Below are 15,152 nucleotides of genomic sequence, written 5' to 3'. Positions count from 1 at the left end.
CGCTAGTGGCGAGTACGCCCAACGTGTGGGCGCAGGCGATCAGTTGGGTGCGGTTCGTCGCCTCCAGTGGGCAGATAGATGACGGCACGTCAGCCCTCCCGCGCTACCGCCGGCGGCCAGACCCCCGTGGCGAGCACGCCCAACGCATAGGCGCGGGCGACCAGTTCCGTGCGGTTCGCCGCGTTCCAGCGGGCCGACAGGCGCCGTAGGTGATAGGTCACGCCATCCGTGGTGAGGCCGGTTTCGCGGGCCGTGTGGGCGGTGGTGGCGCCGGCGGCGAGCAGGGCCAGGATGCGGGCCTCGATCGGGGTGACCTGGGTGGGGGTGTCCTCGCGGGGCTCGCCCTCGCCCTGCACGCGGAGCATCACCAGCAGTGCCGGTGTGTCCTCCACGGTGTCGCTGACCGGGTCGGCCGTCAGCTCCCCGTGGCGCTCGGTGCCGTCCGGGGCCCGCCACCGTACCGAGACCTGGTAGCGCGAGCGGTGCCGCAGCCGTAGCGCCTGGGCGATCCGCTCCACCTGGTCCGACTCCTGGGGCCGGAACAGGTCGAGCACGTCACGGCCGCGCAGCCGCCCCGGTGTCGTACCGCACTCGGCCGCCATCGCGGGGTTCGCCACCTGCACCGAGCCGTACACATCGCACACCGCGACCGGCACCGACACCCGGTCGAAGAGCATCAGGGCACGGTTGCGCCACACCACGCTCTCTTTGCGCGCCCAGTCCACCGGCACCTCCCGCAACTCCGTCCCACACCATCATGCGCTCAGTGACATTCCCCGCTGCCGCTGAGGCAGGGCGTGTAGTGGGCGCTCGGGGTGGGTGCGGGGTCCGGATGGGCCAGGTCCCAGTCGTGCTGGGCGCCCGTGAACAGCGCGGCCAGCAAGAGGGCGGTGAGGAGGTGCGAGACCAGCGTCCACGGCGCGCGGGAGAGTGCCGCGAGCGCCGCCAGCGCGAGCACGACGTAGAAGAAGTGTTCCGTCCAGGTGATGCTCGCGAGCGTCGCCGCGTCGATCCTGTCCTGCTCGCCCTGCGCGGCCCATACCGTCATGCCGTAGCCGAACATCGTCCAGACGAAGACGGCGGCCTCGCCGAGGAACAGGAGGACGGCGGCGGTGATGTCCCGGCGGAGCGGGGTCCTGTGGGACCACGGCCGTCTGCCGCGCCGAGACGGCCGTTCAGCCAGTACCTGCGTCATGGGCCCACCCTGCCGGGCCGGTCACGGGCACGCATGAGTACGCGCACTCAATAGCCGGACGGAGTTCTCCGCGCAAGACTCCATCGGTGCTTCTCGCTACACGATCATGTAGTCCGGTGGCACGGTCCGCCGGTGCGGGACGAGCACGCTGGATCGCAGTACTCCCGTACCGCGAAAGGCAGTTGTCGCGTCATGCCCCCCACCGACACCCTCTCCACGGACACCCTCCCCGGTGTCCCCGTCGTCGACATCACCGCGACCGGACCCGGTCGCACCCCGATGCAGCAGATCATGGATCTGATGCGCCGTCACGGACCGGTGTTCGTACGGCGGTTGCACGGGCGGGACACGCTGTTCGTCAGCGATCTCGACCTGGTGACCGACCTCGCCGACGAGCGGCGGTTCGCCAAGCACATCGGGCCCGCGCTGGAGAACGTGCGGGCCTTCGCCGCCGACGGACTGTTCACGGCGTACAACGACGAGCCCAACTGGGCCAAGGCGCACGACATTTTGATGCCCGCCTTCGCGCTCGGCTCCATGCGCACCTACCACCCCGTGATGCTGAAGGTCGCCCACCGGCTGATCGCGGCCTGGGACCGCGCGGCCCGTGCCGGGCAACCCGTCGACGTGCCCGACGACATGACCCGGATGACCCTCGACACCATCGGACTCGCCGGATTCGACTACGACTTCGGGTCGTTCGAGCGCGAGGAGCCGCACCCTTTCGTCGAGTCCATGGTCCGCTGCCTGGAGTGGAGCATGACCAGTCTGGCGCGCGTCCCGGACGAGGACCACTCGGCGGCCGACGCCGCCTTCCGGGCCGACGCCGACTACCTCGCCGGGGTCGTCGACGACGTCATCGCCGCCCGCACCGGCACCGACCAGACCGACGCCGAGGACCTCCTCGGACTCATGCTCGGCGCCGAGCACCCCGTCGACGGCACGACGCTCGACACCGCCAACATCCGCAACCAGGTGATCACCTTCCTGATCGCGGGCCACGAGACGACCTCCGGCGCGATGTCGTTCGCGCTGTACTACCTGGCCAAGCACCCGGCGGTGCTCCAACTGGTGCAGCGCGAGGTGGACGCGCTGTGGGGCGACACGGCGGACCCGGAGCCGACGTACGACGAGATCGGCCGGCTCACCTACACCCGCCAGGTGCTCAACGAGGCGCTACGGCTGTGGCCCACCGCCGCCGCGTTCAGCCGGCACGCGCTGGAGGACACACTGCTCGGCGGACGCATTCCGCTCCGTGCCGGGCAGGCCGTCACCGTGATCGCCCCGATGCTGCACCGGCAGCCCGGCTGGGGTGACAACCCGGAGCTGTTCGACCCCTCGCGCTTCACGCCCGAGGCGGAGGAGGCCCGGTCCGTGCACGCCTTCAAGCCGTTCGGCACCGGTGAACGCGCCTGCATCGGACGGCAGTTCGCGCTGCACGAGGCGACCATGCTGCTCGCGATGCTCGTCCACCGCTACCGGCTCCACGACCACGCGGACTACCGGCTCACCGTGAAGGAGACCCTCACCCTCAAGCCCGACGCCTTCACTCTGACCCTCACCGAGCGCACCTCCGCCGACCGGGTGCACCCGCCGCTGCCCGGTGTCGTCGAGGCCCCCGCGACTCCCACGGCGGACGCCATCCTCCCCGCCCGTGTCCGCCCCGGCACCGGCGCCCTCTTCCTGCACGGCAGCAACTACGGCACCTGCCGCGAATTCGCCGCCCAACTCGCCGACGAGGCCGCCGTGTTGGGCTGCTCAGTCGAGGTCGCACCGCTCGACGCGTACGCCGACGGCCTGCCCACCGACCGCCCCGTCGTCATCGCCGCCGCCTCCTACAACGGCCGCCCCACCGACGACGCCACCGCCTTCGTCGCCCGGCTGGAGGAGACCCGCGACCTCGTCGGCGTGACCTACGCCGTCCTCGGCGTCGGCGACCGCAACTGGGCCGCCACCTACCAGCACATGCCGACCCGCATCGACGCCCGCCTTGCCGAACTCGGCGCCACCCGCCTGACCGACCGGGCCGCAGCCGACGCCTCCGGCGATCTCACCGGCGCGGTACGGGAGTTCACGGCCCGGCTGCGCACGGCCCTCCTGGAGACCTACGGCGATCCCGACGCCACGGACGCCGCACCCGTCGAGTCGGCCGCCGCCTACGAGGTCCGCACCCTCACCGGCGGTCACCTGGACGCCCTCGCCGAACGGCACGGCCTCGTGCCCATGACCGTCACCGCGGCCCACGACCTCACCGCGCCCGGCCACCCGCGCCGCAAGCGCTTCGTCCGCGTCGCCCTCCCGGATGGCACCCCCTACCGGACCGCCGACCACCTCACCGTCCTGCCCGCCAACGCCCCCGCTCTCGTCGAACGCGCCGCCGCCGCACTCAGCGTCGACCTCGACACCGTCCTCGACATCCGCCCGGCCCGCCCGCGCCGCGACGGCCTCGCGGTCGACCGGCCCGTGACCGTGCGCCAACTGCTCACGCACCACGTCGAGTTGCAGGACCGACCGACCCCCGGCCAACTGCTGGCGCTCGCCGCCGCCAACCCCTGCCCGCCCGAGCGCACCGCCCTGGCCGCGCTCACGGACGACCCGCGCACCCTCGTCGACATCGTGGAGGACCACCCGGCCCTGCGCGGCCGCCTGGACTGGCCCACCCTCCTCGACCTCCTCACCCCGCTGCGCCCCCGCCACTACTCGATCTCGTCCTCGCCCGCCGTCGACCCCGGCCAAGTGGACCTGATGGTCTCCCTGTTGGAGGCCCCGGCCCGCTCGGGGAAGGGCGTCTACCGGGGAACCGGCTCCGGCCACCTCGCCGCCGTCGCACCGGGCGACACGGTCCTCGCCCGCGTCCAGCCGTGCCGCGAGGCCTTCCGGATCGACGACTCGACCCCGGTCGTGATGATCGCGGCGGGCACCGGCCTCGCCCCCTTCCGCGGCACCATCGCCGACCGTACGGCCGCACTCGTCACCGGCACCCAACTCGCCCCGGCGCTCTGCTACTTCGGCTGCGACGCGCCCGACGCCGACTACCTCCACGCCGACGAACTCCGCGTCGCCGAGAACGCCGGCGCCGTCTCGCTCCGACCGGCCTTCAGCGCGGCCCCGGAAGGCGACGTCCGCTTCGTCCAGCACCGGATCGCCGCCGAGGCCGACGAGGTGTGGGCCCTGCTGGACGCCGGCGCCCGCGTGTACGTCTGCGGCGACGGTTCACGGATGGCACCGGGCGTGCGCGAGGCGTTCCGTACCCTGTACCGGGACCGCACGCCCGGCGCCGACGACACGGCCGCCGAGCGGTGGCTCAACACGCTGATGGCGGACGGCCGTTACGTCGAGGACGTGTACGCAGCCGGCTGACCGGGACGGAGAGGTGGGCGCACGGTGACGGACTCCACGGAGCGAGCCCGACGGATACTCGGCGCGGCGGGCATCCCGCCCGGCGACCTCGCCCACCTCAGCCCCCTCGGCGGCGGCACCTACAACACCGTCGAGGAACTCACCCTCACCGACGGCGGCCGCTACGTCCTCAAGACCGCCCCCACCGCCCCCGGCCTGGCGCACGAGCGCCAACTGCTCATCTCCGAGGCGGACTTCTACGGCGCCGCCGCCAAGGCCGGGGTGCCGGCACCGCGCGTCGTGGCCCTCGACGGCGACACCCTTCTGATGACGCGCTGCCCGGGCGCACCCTGGGACGACTCCCTCACGGACACCGAAGCGGCCGCCCTGCGCACCGAGTTGGGCCGCCAGGTCGCCCGTTTGCACGAGATCACCGGCCCCGGCTTCGGCTACCCCTCCGGCGCCCTCGGCCCTCTCGCCCCCGACTGGCGGACCGCGTTCACCACGCTCTACGACGCCGTCCTCGACGACACCCGCCGCTACCGCGCCTGGCTGCCCCTCCCCGCCGACGACATCGCCCGCACGGCCCGCTCCGCCCACGACGCCCTCGACGAGGTCACCGTCCCGAGCGCCGTCCACTTCGACCTGTGGCAGGGCAACATCCTGGTCGACCGCACCTCCGGAACGCCCCGCATCGGCGGCCTCATCGACGGCGAGCGCATGTTCTGGGGCGACCCCCTCGCCGACTTCGTGTCCCTGGCCCTGCTCGGGGACATCAGGAAGGACGAGGCGTTCCTCGCGGGCTACCGGGAGGCGGGCGGACGGGCCGAGTTCGACCGGCCGGCCCGGCTCCGCCATGCCCTCTACCGCAGCTACCTCTACCTGATCATGCTCGCCGAGGTGGTCCCCAGGGAGTTCGGCGAGGAGGAGAACCGCTGGCGGCGGGAGAAGGTCGCCCCCGAACTGCTCGCCGCCCTCGGGGAGATCGACGAGACGGCCGCCACCCCGTAGTGTGCATTCCGCCGCCCCTTAGTTCAGAGCGTGAATTAAGAGGGCGGGGAAAGTCGCGCCCGGCGGGACCGCAGGAGTATCTTGCAGGTCGGGCAGGGTTCGGAGGGAGCCACATGGCGGGGCGGAACGGGCGCACGGTACGCGACCTCAGGCGGGCCAACCGCACGGCCGTACTGCAACGGCTGTACTTCGACGGACCCCTCAGCCGCTTCGAACTGGGCCCGGCGACCGGACTCAGCTCCGGGTCGGTGAGCAACGTCGTCGCGGACCTCGTCGCCGACGGCCTCGTCGAGGAGGCCGGCAGCGTCGACTCCGACGGCGGCCGTCCCCGCACCCTCCTCCAAGTCGCCCCGCACAGCGGTCACATGATCGGCGTCGACGTCGGCGAGACCCGGGTCCGGGTCGAGCTGTTCGACCTCACCCTCACCGAACTCGCCCGCGCCGAACGCCCGTTGGAGCAGCAGCGCTACGAGGTCGAGGTCATCGTCGGCCACATCCGCGACGGCATCGCCGAAGTCCTCGCCGCCGCCGAGATCGCACCCGAGCGGCTCCTCGGCGTCGGCATAGGCGTCCCCGGCATAGTCGAGCACACCCCGGACCACGGCGCCGTCGTGCACGGCCAGACCATTGGCTGGGACGCGGTCCCGCTGGAGGAGCTGCTCCGCTCCACCTCCCAACTCCCCGACACCGTCCCGTACTTCATCGACAACGGCGCGAAGACCCTCGGCCAGGCCGAGATGTGGTTCGGTGGCGGTCGCGGCGCGCGCAACGCGATCGTCGTCCTCTTCGGCTCCGGCGTCGGCGCCTGCCTCGTCACCCCCGAGGTGGAGCACGGCCGGGCCGTCGAATGGGGGCATCTGACCGTACGGGTCAGGGGGCGCCGCTGCCGCTGCGGAGCGCTCGGCTGCCTGGAGGCGTACGCGGGCGCCGAGTCGCTGCTCGACCGCTGGCGCGAGCAGGGCGGACGCCCGCCCGAGGGCACCGACGAGGAGACCGCGATGACCGCGCTGCTGGTCGCCGCCTACCCGCCGGAGGGCACCGACGCCGACCCCGTCGCGCTCGCCGTCCTGGAGGAGACCGCTGAATACCTCGGCGCCGGCCTGTCCGACCTGATCAACCTCTTCCAGCCCGAACGCATCCTCATCGGCGGCTGGGCCGGGCTCCAGCTCGGCACCCGCTTCCTGCCCGCCGTACGCCACCACGCCACCGCGTACGCGCTGCGCCATCCCGCCGGTCGCGTGAGCATCGACCTCGGTCTGCTCGGCCCCGACGCGGTCACCGTCGGCGCCGCGATCCTCCCGCTCGCCGACTTCTTCGCCCGCGGCGGCCGCCGCGCCGAGCCCACCCCCGAGGGCCCACCACCCGCCTGGCGCACGGCACTTGAGGACCGGGCTCCGCACTGAGGGACAGGCCAGGGGCAGTTCGAGAGATGATCACCTCATGAACGAGATCATCCTGATGTCCGACGCCCGCGTCGCCGCCGTCCCCGTCGAGGAGTGCGGGGAACCCCTGGTCGACGTCAGCGGCGTACTGCTCGTCGACGACCGCAAGCACGAGGACGCCGGAGGGGCCGAACTCCACCTGCGGCGGGGCGTATTGGCCCGGCTCCTCGAAGCGCAGGCCCTGCTGCCCGACGGCCTGCGGCTGCTGTTCGTCGAGGGATACCGGCCGCCGGCCCTCCAGCGCCGCTACTTCGAGGGCTACGGCGACGAGTTGCGCGCCGCGAACCCCGACTGGTCCGCCGACCGGATCCGGTCCGCCGCCAGCCGCTATGTGTCACCGCCCGAGATCGCCCCGCACACCGCCGGCGCGGCCGTCGACCTGACCCTCGCCGACGCCGACGGCCGTGAACTCGACCTGGGCACCCCGATGAACGCCAACCCGGAGCAGAGCGACGGCGCCTGCTACACGGACGCGGGCAACATCACCGCCGAGGCCCGGGCCCACCGCGCCGTGCTGGGCAAGGCGCTCGGCGCGGCGGGCCTGGTCAACTACCCGACGGAGTGGTGGCATTGGTCGTACGGGGACCGCTACTGGGCGCTGACGACCGGCGCGCCCGCCGCCCTGTACGGACCGAAGGACCTGGACCCTTCGTAAAGCTGTACGCGGGACTAACCGGCAAAGGCGTCCACGCCGGTCAGATCGGCGGACAGCTTCCACAGACGTGCCGCCTGCTCCGGGTCGGTCGCCCATGCTTTGACGCCGGCGCGCTGGTCGCCGTCGACGGCGGGCTCGGCGATGTCGCAGTCCTCCAGGTAGACGCCGCCCATACCGGCCAGTTGGGGCGAGGTCGCCGCCCACACCTCGGTGGCCGCGCCCTGCTCCGGGGTCTTGAAACCCTCGGGGTTCAGCACGTTGCCCTGTTCGTCGATCCAGCCGCGCTCGACCATCTCCTCCTTGGGGATGTGGCGTTGCAGCGGCGTCAGGATGCCGCCCGGGTGGAGGGAGAAGGCCCGGACGCCACGGTCGGCGGCGAGTGCGTCGAGGTGGACGGCGAACAGGACGTTCGCCGTCTTCGCCTGGCCGTACGCCTCCCACTTGTCGTAGCCGTGGCTCCACTGGACGTCGTCCCAGCGCATCCCGGAGAAGTGGTGGGCGCGCGAGGAGACCGAGACCACGCGGGCGCCGCCCGGCTCGATGGCCGGCCAGAGCCGGTTGACGAGGGCGAAGTGGCCGAGGTGGTTGGTGGCGAACTGCGCCTCCCAGCCGGGTCCGACGCGGGTTTCCGGGCAGGCCATGATGCCGGCGTTGTCGATCATGAAGTCGACGGAGCGGCCGGAGGCGAGGAACCGCTCGGCGAAGCCGCGCACACTCTCCAGGTCGGCGAGGTCCAGTTCGTCGACCTCGACGCCGGGCAGGCCGGCCACGGCCTCCCGGGCCGCGTCGGGGCGGCGGGCGGGGACGACCACCTGGGCGCCCGCCTTGGTGAGCGCGCGGGTGGCCTCCAGGCCGAGGCCCGAGTATCCGCCGGTGACGATCGCGAGCTTTCCGTCGAGGTCGAGGCCCGTCAGGACGTCGTCGGCGGTGGACCTGTCGTCGAATCCCGAACCGATCTTGTGCTGTGCTGTGGTCATGGGGGAAACGCTACGAATTGAAGTGCGCTCGAAGTCAAGCGGAAGTCGTCAACGGGAAGCCGTGCAAGGGGAAGCCCCGACCGCGACGGGGGAATCACGGCCGGGGCGGCCAAGTGGTGGGCACGGAAGGCGGTCGCCTCGCGGCGAAAGGCTCCACAGGGCTTCAGCCGAACGATCGTCCCTGTGGGCGGAGGTTGAGGCCCGGGGACACTGTCCCTCCGCACCCACGGTCTGTTTAACGGCAAACTACCGACGAGTGTTCCTGAGCGGGGCGCGGCGAGCGGTGATGTGCGTCACTTGCCATTGGTCCAGTCCAGTAGCTCGTCCGCGGACCAGGTCGTCAGTACCCGTTCGGCGGGCACCCCGCACTCCTCGGCCCGCGCGCAGCCGTTGAGCTGCCAGTCGAGCTGGCCGGGTGCGTGCGCGTCGGTGTCGATCGAGAACAGGACGCCCGCCTCGACGGCCTCGCGCAGCAGCCGCCTCGGCGGATCGAGCCGTTCCGGACGGCTGTTGATCTCCACGGCCGTGCCCGACTCGGCACACGCGGCGAACACCTCGTCCGCGTCGAACTCCGACTCCGGCCGCGCTCGGCCCCCGTTCCGACCGATGAGCAGCCGGCCGGTGCAGTGCCCGAGGATGTCCGCGTGCGGATTCCGTACGGCGGCCACCATGCGCCGGGTCATGGCGCGGGCCTCCATGCGCAGCTTGGAGTGCACGGAGACCACCACCACGTCGAGCCGCTCCAGCAGCTCGGGTTCCTGGTCCAGCGAACCGTCGTCGAGGATGTCGCACTCGATGCCGGTCAGCAGCCGGAACGGCGCCCAGGTCTCGTTGAGCGAGGCCACCACGTCCAACTGCTCGCGCAGCCGCTCCGGGGACAGCCCGCGGGCCACGGTCAGCCGGGGCGAGTGGTCGGTCAGCACCGCCCACTCATGGCCGAGCCGGGCCGCCGTACGGCCCATCTCCTCGATCGGGCTGCCGCCGTCCGACCAGTCCGAGTGGAGGTGGCAGTCGCCGCGCAGCAGTGCCCGCAGCTTCTCGCCGCCGGGGCCGGCCGGGGCGGGGGCCTCGGCCTCCAGTTGCTCCAGGTAGGCGGGGACCTGTCCGTCCAGGGCCTCGCGGGCCACCTGCGCGGTCTTCGGGCCGATGCCCTTGAGGGACTCCAGCGTCCCGGCCGCCGCGCGTTCGGCGACCTCGCCCTCGGGGAGTGCCGCCAGGACCCTGGCGGCCGTACGGAAGGCGCGTACGCGGTACGTCGGGGCCAGGGACCGTTCCAGCAGGAAGGCGATCCGGTCCAGTGCCCGCACGGGATCCATCGCCGCCTCCTACCGCGGGCGGGTCCCCGGCCGGGCACCGTGGACCACTCGCGTCCGCCCATTGCGTTCTAGGCTCTATTGCATGACGGAAATCGCCAGCCCGCACATCTCCGCCCCGCGGATCATGGTGCTCAAGGTGCAGCCGGGCACCCCGCCGTTCCGCATCGTGCAGATCGACGGGGAGATGGTCTGCGAGGCCGAGGGCATCACCGACGTCCTCCAGGTCGCGGCCGTGTGCGGCATCACGGTCCGCGACCTGGACGACCCGGATGTGGTCCGCTGGGTCGGTGGAGACAAGTTCACCTGGTTGCCGCACTAGGCCTTACGGGGTCAGCCGACCGTCCACTTCTGGTTGGCGGCGCCGGAGCAGGTCCAGATCTGCAGCGGCGTGCCGTTGGCGGAGTTGTTGCCGGTGACGTCCAGGCACTTGTTGGCCTGTGGGTTGACGATGTCGTTCGCCGAGCTGACGGCCCACTTCTGCGCGGCGGAGCCGTTGCAGTCGTAGAGCTGGACCTTGGTGCCGTCCGCGGTGCCGCCACTGGCCACGTCCAGGCACTTGCCGAGGGCGCGGATCGTGCCGTCGGAGCCCACGGTCCACTGCTGGGCCGCCGAGCCGTTGCAGTCGTAGAGCTGGACGGCGGTTCCGTTGGCGGAGTTCGCCCCGTTGACGTCCACGCACTTGCCGGCCAGGCCCTTGATCGCCACGCCGGCCGCGGTGTCGCTCGTGGTGACCGACACCGAGTCCACCACCAGCTGGGCCGGGAAGGCCGTGGCGCTGTTCGGGTCGCCCGGCCAGTCGCCGCCGACCGCCAGGTTGAGGATCAGGAAGAACGGCTTGTTGAACACCCAGGCGTTGCCGCCCACGTCGGCGGGCGTGCGGGTCTCGTAGACGACACCGTCGACCGACCACTTGACCGAGTTGGGTGCCCAGTCGACGGCGAAGGTGTGGAAGGCGTCCGCGAAGGCCGCGCCGTTCGCCAGCGTGTAGGCGGCGCCGATCCCGTTGGCGCCGGAGTAGCCGGGGCCGTGGATGGTGCCGTGGACCGTGGAGGGCTCGAAGCCGACGTTCTCCATGACGTCGATCTCGCCCGAGGCTGGCCAGTTGACCGGAGTGCCGAGCATCCAGAACGCGGGCCACATGCCCTGCCCGCGCGGGATCTTCATCCGGGCCTCGACATGCCCGTACTGCGCGTTGAACTTCCCCGAGGTGTTCATCCGGGCCGAGGTGTACTGGCAAGTGCCGTACCAGCACTGGTAGTTGGCGGGGTTCTCCTTCTTGGCCGTGATCACCAGGTGGCCCTGGCCGTCCAGGGCCGCGTTGTTGGTGCCCGATGTGTAGTACTCGCGCTCGTGGTTGTTGACGTTGTCGCCGGTCTCCTGCGTCCACTTCGAGGAGTTGACGGCACTGCCGGCCACCCCGTCGAAGGTGTCGGAGAACGTGACGGCGTCGGCCTGTGCTGCCGAGGAGGAGTCGGCCCGCGCCGGACCGATCGCGGCGGACGCGACCAGTGCGGCGGACAGAGCGGCGAAAAGACATCTGCGGAGCATGCGTGGGGAGGCCACGGCATTCCCTTCTGTACGGCGGCCGTGGGGACCGACACGCCGACCGGGGTGGGGGGTGAAAGCGTCGCCTCTTGATTTAAGAAGTGAGATAAGGGGAGCGTCAATACCTTGGTACGGACCAGTAGTTGAAGTCAGGGAGTGGTCTTCGGCGCTTTGGCCGCCTTCGATGTCTTTGTCGTCCGGGCCGCCTTCACGGGCTTCCGTGCGTGCAGCGTCCGGCCGAGCCGGCGCCCCAGCAGGACCCAGCCGATCAGCGCGCCCGAGGTGTTGAGGATGACGTCGTCGATGTCGAAGGCCCGCCCGGTGATGAGCGCGCCCTGCGCGAACTCCACGAGGAGCATCACGGTCGCCGTCAGCAGCAGCACCTTCAGGATGCCGCGCGCCCGGGGCGCGAACACGGGTATCAGCACCCCGAACGGGATACCGAGGACCACGTTTCCACCGATCTGCTTGACGGCGTCCCGCAGGGCGGGCTGATCGACATAGGCCTTCAGGGAGCGGCCCGGGTGCAGGTTGGTGTGCACGAGCGCCTTGGACGCGGGCGACGGTTCCAGGGTGAGCTTGGCCAGCACGACGGCGAACGCCACCATGAAGGCGAACCCGATCAGCATCGCCAACAGGCGTACGGGGAGGGGTAGTTGATGGCCTCCGCGGTCGGGCCGGCTCGGCGTCGACGCGGGCTCCGTCTTCTTGGTCGTGCGCAGGCGCGGGACAGTACGGGCCATGCGGTGCTCCTCCGGTGTGGTCGATGGTCCGGCAGTGTCCGGTCAGGCGCTGTAAGTGATCTTCACGTCGGTGAAGCCGAGCGAGCCGAGCAGGCCCTTGAGCATGTTGGTGGTGTTCGTCTCGGCGCGCGTGGTCAGGCCGCTGGTCTTCGCCGCCTCCCCGATGTGCTTGGAGGCGAGCTTCTGCACTGCCTGCTCGCTGTTGGGGTTGTCGGAGAAGATGTCGCCCAGGCGGTCCAGCAGACCGCGCTGCTTGGAGACCGTGTAGGAGTGGTCCGGGTCGAGCGCGGGCTTGCCGAGGGTCGCGTGGGGCAGCTTGATGCTGGCCGACGTGCGTTCGTCATTGACCGTCACGTCCTGCTTGCCGAGCTTGCCCAGGTCGACATAGCCCTCCACGGTGCCCGCGCCGACGTACAGCGTGCGGGTGCCGCGGATCGCGTCGGGCAGGAACTTGGCGTCCTTCTCCAGGTCCACGACGACCTGGAAGTTGCCGGAGGCCGCGTCGTAACGGCTCATGTCCTGAATGGACTTGAGCAGGGCCGGTCCCGAACGGTCGTGGGTCTCGGTGCCGAAGATGTCGCGCAGGCCCGGGAGCACGGCGAGCCTGAGTCCGGCGAACAGCACGGCGATCACGACGACGACGGCGGTGAGCACCTTCGCCCAGACCGGCATGCGCCGGTTGATACGGCTGATGGAAGTCGTCATGGGGACGGCCCTCCCTTCCTCGGTATCCGCATGCCCCCCAAATGCCCTGTCAGACCGACCTGTTGGTCGAACGGTCGACCTGACGGGAGCACGGAGGGCGCACAGGGGTGGAAAGTCACAGTTCCGGCCCGCCGGGAGACCCGGATGACCGCAGTCAGCATTTCCCGGCCGTGTCACCCCATGCGTCCCGTGACCGATCCGGAGTCCGGTCCGCTCCGTCCTGTGACACTGGCCGCGGATGCCCCGCCCGCACCGGTCAACACCCCTCAGTGGGACCGCAGTTCACGGTCACCGGACGGGCGTGACCACCACATTCCCTCACCGTGCGTGAGGCCGGGCAGGGCCAGTTCCATCTCCCGCACCCGGCGGGCCGGCAGCTCGCCGGTGATCAGCCAGGAGTCGACGCCTCCGGTCGTGCCCGTGAACTCGGCGCGACAGGAGGCGAGGTGTGCGGTCACCGGTGCGAGCGCGCTCAGGGGTACCTCTGTCTCGAACGCGACGTACGGCTCGTACAGCCGCGTCCGTGCCAGCCGCAGCGCCCGGCGCAGCACGATCGGGGTGAGGCCCCGGAAGTCGGCCGCCGTGCTGAGCGGGGCGACGAACCCGGACCTGGTGAGGGTGACCCGGTAGTCCGTGACGGGCGCGCCGTGCAGCCCGCGGCGCAGGGTCGCGTGGACGGTGTCCTCGACGGCCTGGTGGAACGCGCGGGGGAGTGCGCCGAGTTCGGTCTCGTACGTGAAGACCCCGCCGGAGCCGCGCGCTCCCGGTTCCACGCGCAGCCCGATCGTCGCCCAGTAGCGGGTGTGGTCGTGCCACGGCAGTTCGTCGCTGGCCTCGCCGGTCCCGGCCGGGCGTTCCAGGACCCGCACCCGGCTCGGCTCGAAGTCGGCCTCGATGCCGAAGTCCTGGACCAGGGTCGCTGCGAGGACCTCCTTCTGGACCTCGCCGTACAGGAGCAGCGCGGTCTCCCCGGAGTCGGTCGGCCGCGCGTGCAGCAGCGGGTCCTGGTCGGCCAGCGCCAGCAGGGCCGAGCGCAGGGCCGCCGACTGCTCGGGCCGTCGTGCCCGGACCACCGTCTCCAGGGTCGGCGGCGCGAACTGCGTTGCCCGTGCCGTGAGTTCACCGAGGCGGTCGCCGACCCGGATGTCCTTGGGGCCGGTCAGCGCGCCGATGTTCCCGGCGGTGAGCGGGCCGGCCCGGCCGATCACATCGAGACGCGTGACCCGCCCGGAGACCTCCACGACCCGTCCGTCCGCCCCGTGCCGGCGGAACGTGAGCCGCTGCTGCGGGGCCACCTCACCGTCGTAGAGCCGCAGATACGCCGTCCGTTCGCGGCCCGGGCCGGGACGGACCGCGAAGACCGTGCCCCTCGGGGTGCCCGGGCCGGTGGTCGGGGCCGGGATCAGCCGGGTCAGGTGCTCGACGAGTTCGGGGACGCCCTGGCCGCCGAGGGCCGAGCCGAACAGGAGTGGGTGGACCGAACCGTCGGCGGTGCGGGTGGCGAGGGCCTTGCGCAGGTCGTCCGGGGTGGGGTGCGGGCCGTCGACGACGGCCGCGAGGATGTCCGGGTCGACGTCGGCGAGTGCCTCGGCCAGGTCCGGGTCGCCGGGCGGCCGGGGTCGGACGCGGGCGCCGGGTGTGCCGAGGTCCGTCACGTCCGTCAGCGGGACGATGTGCGGGGTCAGCAGGCGCCGGATGTCGGTGAGGAGGGTGTCGGCGCGGGCACCGGACCGGTCGATCTTGTTGACGAAGACGAGCGTGGGCAGCCGTAGCCGGCGCAGGGTCCGCATCAGAACCCGCGTCTGAGCCTGGACGCCCTCCACGGCGGACAGCAGCAGGACCGCGCCGTCGAGTACCTCCAGGGCGCGCTCGACCTCCGCGACGAAGTCCGAGTGGCCGGGGGTGTCGATCAGGTTGATCTGGGTGTCGCCGGACGTGAAGGCGGCGACGGCCGAGCGGATGGTGATCCCGCGCTGCCGCTCGATCGCGCCGTCGTCCGTACGGGTGTCACCGGCGTCGACACTGCCGAGCCGGTCGATCGCGCCGTGGTCGAACAGCAGCCGCTCGGTGAGGCTGGTCTTACCGGCGTCGACGTGGGCCAGGATTCCGATGTTCAGGGTGTGCATGCGTGGTCGAGTCCTCAAGAACCGTCGTCCAGTGGGAAGGCTGGTGGATTCCGAGGAGTCGGCGCATCTGGGGTTCCTGACGTGGGGCGGGGACGGAC

At 71.5% G+C, this 15,152-nt stretch carries 13 protein-coding genes; 5 read left to right on the top strand and 8 right to left on the bottom strand.

What is annotated here, in order from left to right; genetic code table 11:
• Positions 1-89: 89 nt before the first annotated feature.
• Together AB0M63_RS23900 and AB0M63_RS23895 are read right to left on the bottom strand one after the other, a co-directional pair.
• Positions 90-725 carry a PAS domain-containing protein gene (locus tag AB0M63_RS23900; protein ID WP_366021016.1) on the bottom strand — a complete coding sequence of 212 codons (636 nt, stop codon included), beginning with the start codon at positions 723-725 and terminating at the stop codon, positions 90-92.
• Positions 726-763: 38 nt separating this feature from the next.
• Complete coding sequence (locus AB0M63_RS23895) at positions 764-1,195, bottom strand: DUF6234 family protein (protein WP_366020795.1); 432 nt, start codon at positions 1,193-1,195, stop codon at positions 764-766.
• Between the two features lie 192 nt (positions 1,196-1,387).
• Here AB0M63_RS23895 and AB0M63_RS23890 point away from each other — a divergent pair, with 192 nt between their 5' ends.
• The 4 genes from AB0M63_RS23890 to AB0M63_RS23875 all read left to right on the top strand — a co-directional run bounded on the left by AB0M63_RS23890 (position 1,388) and on the right by AB0M63_RS23875 (position 7,642).
• Complete coding sequence (locus tag AB0M63_RS23890; RefSeq protein WP_366020794.1) at positions 1,388-4,555, top strand: cytochrome P450; 3,168 nt, start codon at positions 1,388-1,390, stop codon at positions 4,553-4,555.
• A 24-nt stretch (positions 4,556-4,579) separates the two neighbouring features.
• Positions 4,580-5,545 (top strand): aminoglycoside phosphotransferase family protein, encoded by a 966-nt coding sequence (locus AB0M63_RS23885; protein WP_366020793.1) that lies wholly within the window; start codon positions 4,580-4,582, stop codon positions 5,543-5,545.
• A 113-nt stretch (positions 5,546-5,658) separates the two neighbouring features.
• Positions 5,659-6,948, top strand: a complete 1,290-nt coding sequence (locus tag AB0M63_RS23880) for an ROK family transcriptional regulator (protein WP_366020792.1) — start codon at positions 5,659-5,661, stop codon at positions 6,946-6,948.
• A gap of 37 nt (positions 6,949-6,985) precedes the next feature.
• Positions 6,986-7,642 (top strand): M15 family metallopeptidase, encoded by a 657-nt coding sequence (locus AB0M63_RS23875; protein WP_366020791.1) that lies wholly within the window; start codon positions 6,986-6,988, stop codon positions 7,640-7,642.
• Positions 7,643-7,656: 14 nt separating this feature from the next.
• Here AB0M63_RS23875 and AB0M63_RS23870 read toward each other — a convergent pair whose 3' ends face one another.
• Complete coding sequence (locus tag AB0M63_RS23870; protein WP_366020790.1) at positions 7,657-8,619, bottom strand: SDR family NAD(P)-dependent oxidoreductase; 963 nt, start codon at positions 8,617-8,619, stop codon at positions 7,657-7,659.
• Positions 8,620-8,912: 293 nt separating this feature from the next.
• On the bottom strand, positions 8,913-9,935 hold the full coding sequence (locus AB0M63_RS23865) for a PHP domain-containing protein (RefSeq protein WP_355911016.1): 1,023 nt from the start codon (positions 9,933-9,935) through the stop codon (positions 8,913-8,915).
• 82 nt (positions 9,936-10,017) lie between these two features.
• Here AB0M63_RS23865 and AB0M63_RS23860 point away from each other — a divergent pair, with 82 nt between their 5' ends.
• On the top strand, positions 10,018-10,254 hold the full coding sequence (locus AB0M63_RS23860) for a hypothetical protein (protein WP_355911019.1): 237 nt from the start codon (positions 10,018-10,020) through the stop codon (positions 10,252-10,254).
• A gap of 11 nt (positions 10,255-10,265) precedes the next feature.
• Here AB0M63_RS23860 and AB0M63_RS23855 read toward each other — a convergent pair whose 3' ends face one another.
• The 4 genes from AB0M63_RS23855 to otr(A) all read right to left on the bottom strand — a co-directional run bounded on the left by AB0M63_RS23855 (position 10,266) and on the right by otr(A) (position 15,054).
• Complete coding sequence (locus AB0M63_RS23855; RefSeq protein ID WP_366020789.1) at positions 10,266-11,498, bottom strand: family 16 glycosylhydrolase; 1,233 nt, start codon at positions 11,496-11,498, stop codon at positions 10,266-10,268.
• 131 nt (positions 11,499-11,629) lie between these two features.
• The gene (locus AB0M63_RS23850; RefSeq protein ID WP_366020788.1) at positions 11,630-12,223 is read right to left on the bottom strand and encodes a VanZ family protein; all 594 of its coding nucleotides are present in this window, start codon (positions 12,221-12,223) and stop codon (positions 11,630-11,632) included.
• Between the two features lie 42 nt (positions 12,224-12,265).
• On the bottom strand, positions 12,266-12,928 hold the full coding sequence (locus AB0M63_RS23845; protein WP_366020787.1) for a DUF4230 domain-containing protein: 663 nt from the start codon (positions 12,926-12,928) through the stop codon (positions 12,266-12,268).
• Positions 12,929-13,194: 266 nt separating this feature from the next.
• A complete protein-coding gene (otr(A), locus tag AB0M63_RS23840; protein ID WP_366020786.1) occupies positions 13,195-15,054 on the bottom strand; it encodes a tetracycline resistance ribosomal protection protein Otr(A) in 1,860 nt (619 codons plus the stop codon).
• Positions 15,055-15,152 lie beyond the last annotated feature (98 nt).

The organism is Streptomyces sp. NPDC051576, from assembly GCF_040681835.1.
Taxonomy (GTDB): domain Bacteria; phylum Actinomycetota; class Actinomycetes; order Streptomycetales; family Streptomycetaceae; genus Streptomyces.
This window is presented reverse-complemented; position numbering and strand designations above follow the sequence as displayed.